This window comes from Rubripirellula obstinata (assembly GCF_001642955.1).
Classification (GTDB): domain Bacteria; phylum Planctomycetota; class Planctomycetia; order Pirellulales; family Pirellulaceae; genus Rubripirellula; species Rubripirellula obstinata.
The window spans coordinates 1-13,874 of the sequence record NZ_LWSK01000002.1 but is presented as its reverse complement, the minus strand read 5'-3'; the positions used below and the strand labels follow the sequence as shown (position 1 = coordinate 13,874).

General features: G+C 53.4%; 9 protein-coding genes. 5 read left to right on the top strand and 4 right to left on the bottom strand.

The window, feature by feature from the left end:
• Window positions 1–85: 85 nt before the first annotated feature.
• The 5 genes from RC85_RS01050 (at window position 86) to RC85_RS01030 (ending at window position 9,782) form a co-directional block, all read left to right on the top strand.
• The gene (locus RC85_RS01050) at window positions 86–1,594 is read left to right on the top strand and encodes a circularly permuted type 2 ATP-grasp protein (RefSeq protein WP_068258026.1); all 1,509 of its coding nucleotides are present in this window, start codon (window positions 86–88) and stop codon (window positions 1,592–1,594) included.
• 132 nt (window positions 1,595–1,726) lie between these two features.
• On the top strand, window positions 1,727–2,677 hold the full coding sequence (locus RC85_RS01045; protein ID WP_068258025.1) for an alpha-E domain-containing protein: 951 nt from the start codon (window positions 1,727–1,729) through the stop codon (window positions 2,675–2,677).
• Window positions 2,674–6,057 (top strand): transglutaminase family protein, encoded by a 3,384-nt coding sequence (locus RC85_RS01040; protein WP_068258024.1) that lies wholly within the window; start codon window positions 2,674–2,676, stop codon window positions 6,055–6,057. Before RC85_RS01045 ends, RC85_RS01040 begins: the two co-directional genes overlap by 4 nt.
• A 252-nt stretch (window positions 6,058–6,309) precedes the next feature.
• Window positions 6,310–8,871, top strand: coding sequence for a circularly permuted type 2 ATP-grasp protein (locus RC85_RS01035; RefSeq protein ID WP_068258023.1), 2,562 nt, complete (start codon window positions 6,310–6,312; stop codon window positions 8,869–8,871).
• A 5-nt stretch (window positions 8,872–8,876) separates the two neighbouring features.
• Complete coding sequence (locus RC85_RS01030; protein ID WP_068258022.1) at window positions 8,877–9,782, top strand: transglutaminase family protein; 906 nt, start codon at window positions 8,877–8,879, stop codon at window positions 9,780–9,782.
• Window positions 9,783–9,908: 126 nt separating this feature from the next.
• Here RC85_RS01030 and RC85_RS01025 read toward each other — a convergent pair whose 3' ends face one another.
• The 4 genes from RC85_RS01025 to RC85_RS26540 form a co-directional block, all read right to left on the bottom strand.
• Window positions 9,909–10,439: an NYN domain-containing protein gene (locus tag RC85_RS01025; protein WP_068258021.1), complete on the bottom strand. Its 531-nt coding sequence runs from the start codon at window positions 10,437–10,439 to the stop codon at window positions 9,909–9,911.
• A 10-nt stretch (window positions 10,440–10,449) separates the two neighbouring features.
• Window positions 10,450–11,319, bottom strand: a complete 870-nt coding sequence (locus RC85_RS01020) for a glycosyltransferase (RefSeq protein ID WP_162273155.1) — start codon at window positions 11,317–11,319, stop codon at window positions 10,450–10,452.
• A 248-nt stretch (window positions 11,320–11,567) separates the two neighbouring features.
• Window positions 11,568–12,740, bottom strand: coding sequence for a glycosyltransferase family 4 protein (locus tag RC85_RS01015; RefSeq protein WP_068258019.1), 1,173 nt, complete (start codon window positions 12,738–12,740; stop codon window positions 11,568–11,570).
• A gap of 13 nt (window positions 12,741–12,753) precedes the next feature.
• Window positions 12,754–13,788 (bottom strand): lipopolysaccharide biosynthesis protein, encoded by a 1,035-nt coding sequence (locus RC85_RS26540; protein ID WP_068258018.1) that lies wholly within the window; start codon window positions 13,786–13,788, stop codon window positions 12,754–12,756.
• Window positions 13,789–13,874: the final 86 nt, after the last annotated feature.

Here is a 13,874-nt window from a genome sequence, read left to right as displayed (position 1 = left end):
TGAGGCGGTTACGGATCCGACGAGCTCAGCTTTTTGGCTGGGCCGTGTTGTCGTTTACACTTTTGATCGCTCCATTGGCCCCCCGATGTCTCAACAGTCGCAATCTCAAACGCAATCCGCTCCACACCCGCAATCCGCGTTGGCTGGTTATGACACAGGCGGCTTTTTTGATGAATTGGTTTTGCAGGGCGGTCAATCTCGGCCCGATTCGACCGCATTAATAAATCTGATCAATGGATTGGCTCCGGGCGAACTGTTCCGCCGACAAAATGCGATTGAAAAAGCCTTGTATCAGATGGGCATTACCTTCACCGTCTACAGCGACGATGCCGGTACCGAAAAGATCATGCCGTTCGACATTCTGCCTCGAATCGTTCCTTCGATTCTGTGGCGACATATTGATGCGGGACTTCGTCAGCGAATCAAAGCGCTGAACATGTTCCTGTCGGATATCTATTCAAAACAGGAAATTGTCAACGATGGCATCCTGCCGCGTGAGTTAATCGATTCAGCACCGACGTTCTTGCCGCAGTGCATGGGGCTGAAACCATTCAATGACGTGTGGTGCCACGTCACCGGGACTGACTTGGTACGCGACGACACCGGCGCTTTCTACGTGCTGGAAGACAACCTGCGTTGTCCATCGGGTGCATCCTACGTGATGCAGAATCGATTCTTGATGAAGAAAAACTTTCCGCAGGCGTTTCAATCTTCGCAGGTTCGCCCGGTGAATGATTACCCAGCTCGGTTGTACCAAATGCTGCGAGAGATGGCTCCTCCGACGGTGGATGACCCCAAGGTCGTCGTGCTAACGCCAGGGATGTACAACAGCGCCTACTACGAGCATTCGTTCTTTGCCCAGCAGATGGGAATTGAATTGGTCGAAGGTCGCGACTTGATTGTCGAAAAAGACTTCGTCTACATGCGAACGACCGACGGATTGCAGCGAGTTGACATGATCTACCGCCGGGTCGATGACATCTTCTTAGATCCAGAAGTCTTCCGTTCGGATTCGATGCTAGGTGTCGCTGGTTTGATGCGAGCCTACCGTGCGGGCAATGTTTCGCTTGCCAATGCACCGGGAACAGGCGTTGCCGACGACAAGGTGATCTACGCCTACGTCCCAGACATGATCGAATACTACCTCGGCGAGAAGCAAATTCTTCCCAATGTGCCGACCTATGTTTGTCTGCGAGAAGACGAACGCGAACACGTCCTGAAGAACATGGACCAATTGGTGATTAAGGCTGCGAATGAATCAGGCGGCTATGGTATTCTGATCGGCCCGCACGCGACCGATGCCGAGCGAAAAGATTTCGCTGATCAGATTCGCAAGAACCCTCGCAACTTTGTTGCTCAGCCAACGCTTTCACTTTCGCGAGCCCCAACGGTGTTCGGAGACAAGATCGAGGGTCGGCATGTCGATCTGCGTCCGTATATCTTGTGCGGCAAAGATGACGTTTGGGTGATGCCTGGTGGACTAACGCGTGTCGCCCTTCGCAAAGGCTCGTTGGTTGTTAATTCATCTCAGGGCGGCGGCAGCAAAGACACCTGGGTCTCGGCAGAACCGGGACAAACGATCGCCGAAGTCTAATTCCGAAATCTATTTCGCGGCCAAATTCGCATTAAAACCCGCAGGGAGTCTCGGCATCCCTGCAGAGCCGAAAGTCCTGGCGACTTTCGCTACGCTTCCACCCCCACTCCTTCACTGACAAAGTATCGCTTCATGTTGTCACGAGTTGCTGAATCAATCTATTGGATGAGTCGCCAAGTTGAGCGAGCAGAAAATCTAGCTCGTTTTCTTGAGGTCACGCACAACTTAATCTTGGATCAACCAGAAGACTTGGTGGACCCCTGGGCACCGCTGATTCAAGTCACCGCCGATCAGAAAAAATTTGACGAGCGGTTCAAAGTCATGGACGTTGAATCGGTGACGCATTTCTTGGCGTTCGACGATACGTATTCTAATTCCATGATCTCGAATCTATGGCACGCTCGCGAGAATGCCCGCAGCGTTCGCGAATCGTTATCGTCAGAGACCTTTGAACAACTGAACGAATTTTACTATTTCGTTCGAGACTCCGCGGCAAGTGCGTCTCAACTTTCGCACACTGATTTCTTTGATTCTGTTCGGCGATTTGCGATTCGCTGGACGGGTGTCCTGGACAGCACGATGTCACGCAACATGGGTTGGCACTTTGCTAACGTCGGTCGATTGCTGGAACGGGCTGACAAGACGTCGCGTATTTTGGACGTCAAGTATTTCAACATCCTTCCGCAGCTCGATGATGTGGGAACAGCGGTTGACGACTTGCAATGGTCAGCACTGCTTTCAGCCATTAGCGGATTCGAGCCTTATCGGTCGATGCACCGATTGATTCGCGTCCCCACGGTTGTCGAATTCTTCCTATTCAATTCTACCTTTCCACGTTCAGTATTATTCTGCATCGATGGTGCCTGTGAATCGTTGTTAAAAATTGGCAGCATGTCCAGCGATGATTCCGATCATCATGCGTTGGAATTGGCTTGCGAGCTTCAGGTTCGGTTGTCTTCGGCGGATGTCGATGAAGTCTTAGATCAGGGGATGCATGAATTTATCGACAAGACACAAACAGACATCAATGACATCGGCATTGCGATGAATCAAGACTTCTTTCACTCGGCGGTTACCACATGACGATTCGCGTCGCACTTCACCACAAGACTCAATACAACTACGACCGACCGATTGAAGTCGGTCCGCAATTGATCCGCCTGCGCCCCGCCTATCACGGCCGGACGCCGATCGATTCATACGGTTTGGACGTTTCGCCAGGCAAGCATTTCTGCAACTGGCAACAGGATCCGTTTGGCAACCCGATCGCTCGCTATGTGTTTCCTGAACTGTGCGATCACCTCAGTATTACGGTCGATTTGATCGCTGACATGACGGTGATCAATCCGTTTGATTTCTTCATCGAAGAAGAATCTGACCATTGGCCTTTTGTTTACGACCCTGCGTTGAAACTGCAGTTGGCACCCTACCTAGAGTGCGAGCCGATGACGCCGGCTTTGGAAAAGTGGGTCAGCCAGTTGCCCAAGTCCGCCGACCGCATGGTGGATTTCCTGGTCGAAGCCAACCAAATGGCCAAGGACCGCGTTGAGTATCTGGTCCGGATGGAACCGGGTGTTCAAACGCCCGAAGAAACGCTGACGATCAACAGTGGTTCATGCCGCGATTCGGCTTGGATGATGGTCCAGTCTTACCGGCAAATCGGTTTGGCTGCACGATTCGTATCGGGCTATTTGATTCAGTTAACTGCGGATGAAAAGCCGCTTGATGGACCATCGGGACCGACCGAAGATTTTTGTGATCTGCATGCTTGGGTCGAAGTCTTCTTGCCCGGTGCAGGTTGGGTTGGACTGGATCCCACCAGCGGTTTGTTTGCGGGCGAAGGTCACATTCCATTGGCTTGTACGCCATCCTACGAGGGCGCAGCACCGATCACCGGCGGGCACGAAGCATGCGAAGTCACGTTTTCGCACGAGATGTCGGTGTCACGTTATTACGAGACGCCACGCGTCACGATGCCGTACTCCGACGATCAATGGAATGACATTCTTGAAGTCGGTCGCAAGGTTGATCAGCAACTCGACGAAGGCGACGTGCGTTTGACGATGGGCGGCGAGCCAACGTTCGTGTCGATCGACAACATGGAAGATCCGCAGTGGAACACGGATGCGGTTGGCGAAGAAAAACGCGTACTCAGCAATGTGCTGTTGCTTCGTATGCGAGATAAATTTGCACCGGGCGGTTTGCTGCATTACGGACAAGGCAAATGGTATCCCGGTGAATCGTTGCCACGGTGGGCGCTGACCTGTCTTTGGCGAAACGACGGCGAACCCATTTGGCGCGACCCGCAATGGTTGGCTGACGAAGGACACGATTACAATTTCAAATCCGAAGATGCCAATCGATTCGTTCGTCACTTGGCCCGCGAATTGAACATTAGCGCAAAGATGACGTTCCCGGTCTACGAAGACACCTTCCATTACTTGTGGCGTGAACAACGTTTACCGATCGACGTTGATCCGACCGATCCAAAACTGGAAGACCCCAACGAGCGGGCGATGATGATTCGCACATTCCAAAATGGCTTGGGAACGCCCGTCGGTTTCGTCATCCCGATGCGACGTGCTTGGTGGCAAGCGCGTCCCGGTTGGATCGGTGGTCGCTGGCCGGTGCGTGGTGGCAAGGTTTATTTGTTGCCAGGTGAATCGCCGTTGGGATTACGATTGCCGCTTGACACTTTGCCCGTTGCTTCTGCTGAGTCCGATGCGATCTACACGTTACCGCAGGACCCAACGACTCTGCGTGGTTCGTTGCCTTCTTCACGTGGGATGCCGTCTCGCGAGATGCCAAAGGGAAACGAATACGAAGTCGTCCGCGATGGTGCGTCAAGCGACGATTCGGCATCCAACGCTGGCTACGTCAACGAACAAACCCTTGACCTAGAAGACGATGACGATCTGCCGACCAGCGATGACATTGTGCGAACCGCGCTGTGCGTCGAATGTCGTCACGGTCGCTTGCATGTCTTTATGCCGCCGACTCAGCGGATGGAAGACTACTTGGACCTGATCAGCGCGGTCGAAGACACCTGTGCCGCGTTGGAACTGCCAGTGATCATCGAAGGCTATTTGCCTCCGTCAGACCACCGCGTTGAATTTTTCAAGGTGACACCCGATCCTGGTGTGATTGAAGTCAACACACAGCCATCATCGAGCTGGGATTCGTTGGTCAACCTGACTGAAACACTTTACGAAGAAGCCAAACAGTGTCGGTTGGGAACGGACAAGTTTGATCTGGATGGTCGCCACACCGGTACCGGAGGTGGAAACCACATCGTGATGGGCGGTGCGACGCCGATGGACAGCCCGTTTCTGCGCAGGCCTGATTTGCTGGGCAGTGTGATTTCGTTCTGGAACAACCACCCTGCCCTGTCGTATCTGTTCAGCAGCCGGTTCATTGGCCCGACCAGTCAAGCACCTCGGTTTGACGAAAGCCGCCGCGACTCGGTTTATGAAATGGAAATTGCACTGTCGCAATTGCCCGAACGAGGCGAATTTATCCAGCCCTGGTTGGTGGACCGACTGTTCCGTGATTTGTTAGTCGATTTGACCGGTAACACTCACCGCGCCGAAATTTGCATCGACAAACTCTATTCGCCCGACAGTGTGACTGGCCGACTTGGCCTAGTCGAACTGCGTGGATTTGAAATGCCACCGCACGCTCGGATGAGTCTGGCGCAGCAGTTGTTTATTCGCTCGATCGTCGCAGCGTTTTGGAAACAACCTTACGCTAAGCCGCTGACGCATTGGGAAAACAGTTTGCATGACAAGTTCATGCTGCCGCATTTTGTCTGGCAAGATTTATGCGATGCGATTGGTGAAATTGCATCGGACGATGCCAAGATGGATCCGCAATGGTTCGTGCCTCACTTTGAATTCCGGTTCCCCAAGATTGGCGAGGTCAATTATCAGGGCATCGCGATGCAGCTTCGTTCGGCGATCGAACCGTGGTACGTCATGGGCGAAGAACCCGGCGGTGGCGGTACTGCTCGGTTCGTTGATTCGTCAGTCGAACGGGTGGAAGTATTGCTGGATCACTTCGACACAACTCGTTATGCGGTGTTGTGCAACGGCGTCAACGTGCCGCTGCATAGCACGTCGGTAACCGGCCAATATGTTGCGGGCATTCGTTTCCGTGCATGGCAGCCGCCGCGTTGTTTGCATCCAACGATTGGCGTTCACACACCGCTGCGGATTGAGTTGGTGGACACCCGCAATCGACGATCGATTGGTGGTTGCACTTACCATGTGGCGCACCCGGGCGGTCGCGGGACCGATCGTTTTCCGATCAACGCCAACGAAGCCGAATCACGTCGTGCGGCCCGGTTCGAGGACTTTGGCATGTCGGGGGGCACCATCGAAGTGCCGGCCCCAGTTTCGCCGCACGTCCATCCACTAGGTTATCGTCCTTATCCGGTGACTTTGGATTTGCGTAGACAGTTTTAGGAAGCGTCACGTTTTTGGTTTTGAGAATAGTTGTCGGTCGGAACAAGCTTAGCGCAGGTCCGGCAATTTGATTCAATACCATGCAATTGCCGGAACTGCGTTAAGCTTGTTCCGGCCTACGCAGTTTGCAACCGATGACCCACCATGTCGCTAAGTTCAATCGCGAACTAAGATTGATGGTTTCCCATTCCATGTTCGGCGGCTTTGGAATTGAACCAGACCATTCTCCCCTCTGATCCCTTTACGAAGTACATGCCTTCCGGCGACCAGTATGACGAATGTCGTGCAGCCGACGGTACCGTTCGGCCGGCTTGGAAATCATTGATTTCTAGCCTGGACGACCTTGGTCCCGCTGGCATTTCCAAAGCTTCGCACGAAATCGAAAGACTTGTTCGAGAAAGCGGTGCGAACTTTCAATTCGCTGACATTATCAAGCGATCGGCGCGGCCATGGAAACTTGCCGCGATCCCATTGGTGTTGGACGCGCAGAAATGGCAATTGCTTGAAGCCGGATTGCAACAGCGCGTGCGATTGTTGGAAGCGATCTTGGGCGACCTGCTGGGCGAACAAAAGCTGTTAAAAGCCAAAGTCTTGCCAGCGGAATTGCTAAGCGCCAATCACAACTACTATCGCGTCTACCACGAACTGCCTCAAACAAAGCTTCGGTTGGATGTTACCGCGACCGACCTAGCACGCGACAAGGACGGCACATGGTGGGTGACCGGTGATCGCACGCGGGCACCAAGCGGATTGGGTTACGCACTGGAAAACCGGATCATCACCAGCCGCGTTTTTCAAAAGCTGCTGCGTGGAAACAACGTCGTCCGCGTTGCCTCGTTTTTTTCAGCGTTGAGACAACATCTCAATTCACTTGCAGCCGGAAGCCCCGAAAACCCGCGAGTTGCAATCCTGACGCCCGGTCAGCACAGCTATCGTTATATCGAAGACGCCTATCTTGCACGCTACCTTGGTTACACCATGGTCCAGGGGCGGGACTTGGCCGTCCGTGGCGGCAAGCTGAATCTAAAAACGCTTGGCGGATTGTTGCCGATTGATGTTTTGTGCCGACATATCTCGGACCGCAAAAGCGATCCACTTGAATTGAACCCTTCATCACAACAAGGCGCGACCGGGTTGCTGCAAACGATCCGCAGCGGCAACGTCGCTGTGGCCAACAGCATCGGCAGCACGCTCGCTCAGATGCCGGCGCTGATGCCGTTCCTGCCTGCGGCATCCAAGTTTTTGTTTGGCGAGGAACCTTCGCTGCCAAGCATCGGGACGTATTGGTGCGGTGGACAATCCGAACGAGCCTTCGTTTTGGAGCATCTTGATGAACTGATTCTAAGGCCTGCGTTCTATGTTTCTTCTGAACCACCCATTTCACCAGACGAAATGACCGCTGCGGAGAAAAGCGACTTGGTTGACCAAATCAAAGCTCAACCACACAACTTTGTCGCTCAGCATCGACCTTCGCGAAGCAGCACACCGGTTTGGCACGAGGGCAAGTTGGAATCGTGGCACGTTGCGTTACGATCGTTCCAAGTTCAAACCGCGGATGGTGTGGAAGTGATGCCCGGCGGACTGGCTAGGGTCAGTCCTGATCCGCGAACGTTGGACCAGAGTCCGACCAGCGGTCGCCTTGGGCTGGATTGCTGGATCGCGAATGATAAGCCGGTTGATCACGAAGTCACGCTGCTGAAGCAGTCCCATGCGCCGATCAATTTGGTCCGCGGTGGTGCAGAGATGCCGAGCCGAGTTGGCGAAAGTCTGTTCTGGCTTGGGCGCAGTGCCGAGCGCAGCGAATCGATTGCTCGACTGCTTCGCGCCACCCTGATTCGAATCGCTGGCGAGACTCAACTCGAAGACATTGTCGAACTTCCTCGCATGGTTGCCGCCCTCGCCGCGCTGGGGCAACTGGAACCCGATCACGCGATCGCGGGACTGGGGGAGAAATTGCCATCGCTGGAAAAGGTTCTTCCGGAAAGCCTGTTTGACGCCGAAAAACTAGGTGGTTTGCTTGCCGGGATTCGTGACATGGGCGAAAAAGCCATGTCGGTCCACGACCGAGTCTCGCTGGACGCTTACCGAATCATCAAAAAGATTGGCGACCACTTGGTTAGGGACAACCATTCCGATGCAACCGACATAGCAGCCGTCATCAACCGGCTGGATGGAATCATCACCGACCTACAGGCGTTTTCGGGATTAGTGATCGAGAGCATGACGCGAACGCATGGATGGCGATTCTTGCAATTGGGACGTCGAATCGAACGCGCCTACCAAACGGCCGAACTGCTTTCGGCAATGTTGGTGAATCCGATCGAAGACGAATCACCTGTTCTGGAATCAGTTTTGCAAACCACCGATAGCATGATGACGTATCGGTCGCGTTATCTACTGCAAATGCAACCTACCGCAGTGATTGATTTGCTGGTTAACGACGAAACTAATCCGCGTTCAATCATGTATCAATTGCTGATGATTGATCAACACGTCCGCGAGCTACCCTCGGATCATCACGAAGTAGGCTTGGGGCCGGACGAAAAGATGGCTCGCAAACTTTTGCATTGCGTCACGATGGATGACCCAGCCGAGTTGTCCCACGCCAATGCACGAGGCGTCCGCGTCAGCTTGAATGAGTTGTTGACGAAGCTAACCAACGAATTGCCCGATTTGTCTGATGCCATCACCGCAAGGTATTTGATCCACACCGGTGCGACGGTTGAATTGACCGGTCGCATTGACCCCATCGCGTCGCGACCTGGATCCGCCGGGTCAGGGGCAATCATCCCCAAGCTACCTAACGTCGAGTAATCGCATTGACTGATTCCGCCAGCTACCGCATCAGCCATCGTACTGATTACCGGTATGAATCCGCCGTCGCCATTTGCCAGAACCAATTGCGAATGATGCCGCACAGCATTGATTCGCCCTGTTTGTCGATGAACTGTCATCAGGCGGAAACAAAAATTACGCCCGAGCCAACTTTTGTCGAACATCATTTCGATTACTTTGGCAATCAGGTGACCTCTTTTTCGATTGAGCTGCTGCACCGCGAACTTACCGTGAACGTTGTTAGCGAGGTGACGGTATCGCGTAAGCAGTCCGTGATGAAACTCGATTCGCCGCCGTGGGAAATGGTTCGCCAACGGATCAGCAGTGGCGAGAATCCTGGCTGGCTTGAAGCTCAAGAATACCTGCATGATTCGCCGCGGATTATGCGCAGCCAAGCGTTTGCTCAGTACGCCGCTCCGTCGTTTCCACCAGGACGCCCGATCTTGCAAGCGACGCTGGATTTGACCAAGCGAATTCATCAGGACTTTCGTTATGATTCGGCAGCAACCGACGTCAACACCGCAACGGATGCTGCTTTCGCTTTGAAGGCCGGTGTTTGCCAAGACTTTGCTCATGTGCAGATCGCGTGTTTGCGATCGATCGGAATCCCCGCACGCTACGTCAGCGGTTACTTGCGAACGATTCCGTTGGAAGGTCAGCCACGCTTGGTCGGTGCCGATGAATCGCACGCCTGGATCAGCGTTTATGCCGGCGAAAAATGGGGCTGGGTTAGCTTTGATCCCACCAACGCGTGCGTTTCCGAAATCAACCACATTCCGATTTGTATCGGTCGCGATTACAGCGAAGTCAGTCCGATGCGAGGCGTGGTAATCGGCGGTGGTTCGACGAAGTTAAGCGTTTCGGTCGATGTTGCACCGATTTCACTGTAGCTGTAGGCCGGAACAAGCCGCTTCGGCGCAGTTCCGGCAGACAGGCACCGACAGGCATCCCAACATGCAATTGCCGGAACTGCGCCGAAGCGGCTTGTTCCGGCCTACGTTGAAACGATCACCGTTTCAAAACCCAAACTTATCCATCCATTCGTTGACTTCATCCTGATCGACCGAGGGCTTCGAATCGTGATCGATCGATTCGTTCTCACCGCCCTGCCCTGCTCCACTCGCTTGGCTGGACAAACGGATCTTTCCGTCAAGCAAGTCATCGATCCATTGCTGCGAATCCAAGGCGGTCGCGCCGCGCCGCCGCGCGGCTGTCTGAACGCGATGGTCCGATGAAATGACCGTCAATTTTTTGGGAACATGGTGATCACGAATCATCTCTTCGATCAGATCATCGGCTTCGGGGTGATCGACCGCAAAACGAATATCGATCCCGCCGATTTCAAAACGATCGGGACGATCTGGGGGCGGGTTGGCCGCGTCGAAGACAACACAGGTTCTTTGGCAAGTTTCCGGTGCAAGGTGAGTCGTCAAGCGAGAAATCAATTGCATTCGTTCGCGGTGCAGCCACAACGGATCACTTCGGGTCGGTGCAGCAGCAGGCGATAAGACGTTGTAGCCGTCGATCAGTAATAACAAAAATGCCATGCAACACTACTCAACGATTGTCGTCCAACGTCATTCGGAAAGCTTCGATGATGCGGTCGGTGACTTTGGCGATTGAAAAACGGTCGTACATCAAGTCGTTAATCTGACCGATGTTTGTGGGCGACAAATCCAGTGCCCAATCAAGTGAACGCGCAAAGTCATCGACGTCATCAATCGCAAATTCGCCCTGATGTCCCATTGGGTCAATGACTTCGGCGACCGACGTACCGCCGGCGTAGCAAACCGGTGTCCCGACATAGTACGCCTCCAACGCGGGCAAGCCAAAACCTTCTATTTCACTGGGCAACAACAAGACCGATGCTTGCCCAACTGTCTGTTGTAACGCGTCAATTTGCTCGGTGGGCTTCATTTCGACATTATCAAGTTGATCAAAGATTTCCTGACCTGTTTGATCCAGCTTTCCCACCAACGTCATTCTAGGCAAGTCTTTGTTTCTTTCCTGCAAAACTTTCCACAGGCCAAGCAAACGGTTGGTTCCCTTGTGCGGCGAAGCCGAGGCAAGGTGAACGGCATTGCCCTGTTTTTGAAAAGACTCGCCGCGTCTGTGTTCCCAGCAACTGCCTTCGTAGGTAATGTCAATTGTCGGGATCGCTATTTTGTAGCGATCACAAAACTGACGCAATTGATTGGCAGCCGTTTCTGAAATCGTTAGCACCCGATCAAGTTTGCGAAGACTTCGCTGGGTATTTCCAATCCAATAATCAAAGGCTCGAGAGCTACGGGTTTCAGGGTAACGGTCAGCGTAGTATTGCACGATCGTGTCATGCATCGTGCCAATCTTAGGGACACTCGTCTGACAAAAATGAGCAACATAGCCCTTGGGGTAATACCACAAATCCACCTCAGGATTTGTGAACATGTTATGCCCTTTGTCCGCAATCAATCGACCGATTGGGTTGTCAGTTCGAAACGGTAAACGTCTGGTCCTGCTGGCCGCCACATCGTCCCTGAATGAACTTTTGGAGATCACCTGCGTGATTTCCAAATCGTCACGTTTGGCAAAAGAATTCAACAACGATTGCGTCATCGACGTGATACCCAAACTCCGATCACGTCGCGGATTTTGGTCAGCCAGATACACTGCCAACGATATAGTTGCGGTTGCCGTCACGGTGACACAACCGCTTTCATCGCAGTCACCAATTGTTCCGCAGAAGCTTCGGCGGTTCGTTCGGAAACGCTCTCGCGAGCGGTACAGGTCATTTGTTGATACGCGTCGCCGAAGACCGGCTGGACGTCGCCAAGAATCGATGACAGCCCGCCGGGATGTTCGGGATCGTAAGTCCAGCCATTCTTTCCGTTGGCGATCAAAGTTTCAGCCGCTTGGCTGTGTACGCTGCCAAGTACCGGCAACCCGGAATGCAGGGCCTCATCAACGACCAGCCCCCATTCGTCGGCCAGGGTCGGAAATAACAAAAAGTCGTTGTCGCGATAATGGTCGATAATCTGCTGTGGCGATTGGTGTCCATGCATGACTAAATTTAGATTGGCAGGCCGGCTGATCGTTTCCAAATCACCAGCGAGCGGTCCGGTTCCAACCACATTCCACCGCACCGTCGTCGCTGGATTCTGGGTGGCCCAATCGGTAAGCTGCTCGGCAGCCGTGATGATCCCTTTGCGCTCGGTGAGTTGTCCCACGGTCAACAATTCTAGCTGCATCGCGTCATCACGACCACGCACTTCACCAGTGAATCGTTTGCAAGGATCCGAGGCATAATTCCAAGGCAGAATTTTGTCAGTTTCCGCACCATAACTCTTTAGCAGCCTCGTACAGCTTGGGCCGTTGGACGTGATCACTTTTGCTTTTGCGACCAGTCGTCGCCTGAGCCATCGACGCAGCGGACCTCGACCAGCTTCACTACGCTCGGAAGCATAGACCGCCAGCACGTGTTTCGTCTTTCGTCTCATAAACCGACAGTGCAGCGATGCCAACAATGAACGCGCCCCCATTTCCAGTGACACGATCACATCTGGTTTCAGCCGTCTCAACTGCCCGAATGTATCCAATGGAATGTGGATGTAGTTGATCTCTTGGTAACCAGATGGATGAACCGGCTTTCGTGTCAGCGTCCAAGTATTCTGGACCACCACCTCCAACCCCTGCCAATCGGCTTTCCAGTCCCGATTTGCCTCCATGTCAACCGAAGACAAAATTGTTAGCTTCCCAACTCGCTTCGCCAGTTCCTGCATTACTGCGATGAGATTTGGCGCGACAAAATTGACTTGAAAAACGACGTGCAAATTCTGGACGTTGGGCGGCGCGATTGGATCCGATTTCATGGCACAATCGTAACTAGGGCTGCGACTCGGCGATATCCATGCTGGGATGGTTACGACCAACATCGCCGTAAACAATTGCGGATAACCAAATCAAGCAAACGACCTGTCCGGCCAGTGCGGCCATCGCGATCGCGACCGTGCCATAGTGCGGTACCAACGTCATTGCGGTGACAAACATCACCAACATCGCGCACCCACGTGCTTTGATCGGTGCCAACGGGCGACCGCGACCCTTTAGGTAACTGTCCAGCCCCTGAAGCACACCCTTAATCGCGGACGCAGGAGCCAACCACAATACAAACTCAATCGCGGGCTCAAAGTCCTGTCCATAGACCAACACCACCAGCGGCCCAATTAACAGCATGAACACAACGGTCGTCAGAGTTTGCACCGCGATCGACGAACCCAGAATTCGATTCACATGCGACCGCGTTAGGTTCTTATTTTTATCTGCACCTGCGTTAAACAGGAACAATCCAAGCGTGTTGGGAATCACCGTCAGGGGGTAAGCGGCAGGGACCATGGCGGCGTAGAAGCCCTGTTCGACCAGCGGAGCGAGCCAAAGAACCAACAGCAAATCAAGCCGCTCAAACAGATCCGTCACAAACATTGAAAAGCCATAAGGGCGGCTCTCTTTCAACAATTGTTTGGTCGGAATCGCGGTCGGACCGCTCAATGGTTTGGAAACGCCAATCACGCACGCGGCCATCGAGACCAGCGAGGCAACCACGAACAGAATTGCCGCAAGCGGGACCGTCATCTCGATCAATAATGCAGCCCCAAGCAACAACGTGGGAAAAGCTGCGGCGGCGATAAACCGTCGCAAATTGTATTTGCCAAACTCGCCACTGCCACGATCGACCGCCGTCATGATCAGCATGACGTGTTGACCCACCAGGCTAAGAGCACAAATCAGCGCGATCGGCAGTAATGATTTCTTTTCTTCGGGAAGTGCCACAAAGTTTAGCGCAACAACGATCAGGGTGGTGATCGCACCGGTCGTCAGCCCAACGCCGTGAAGGGTTTTATGCAGCCGTGTTGTTATCAATTCGCTGTAGCTTTTCGCGTTCTTCTTTCTCGATGGGGCGGACTTCGGGTGGTTTGATTTTCTTCTTCTTTTTCTCGGATACCTTG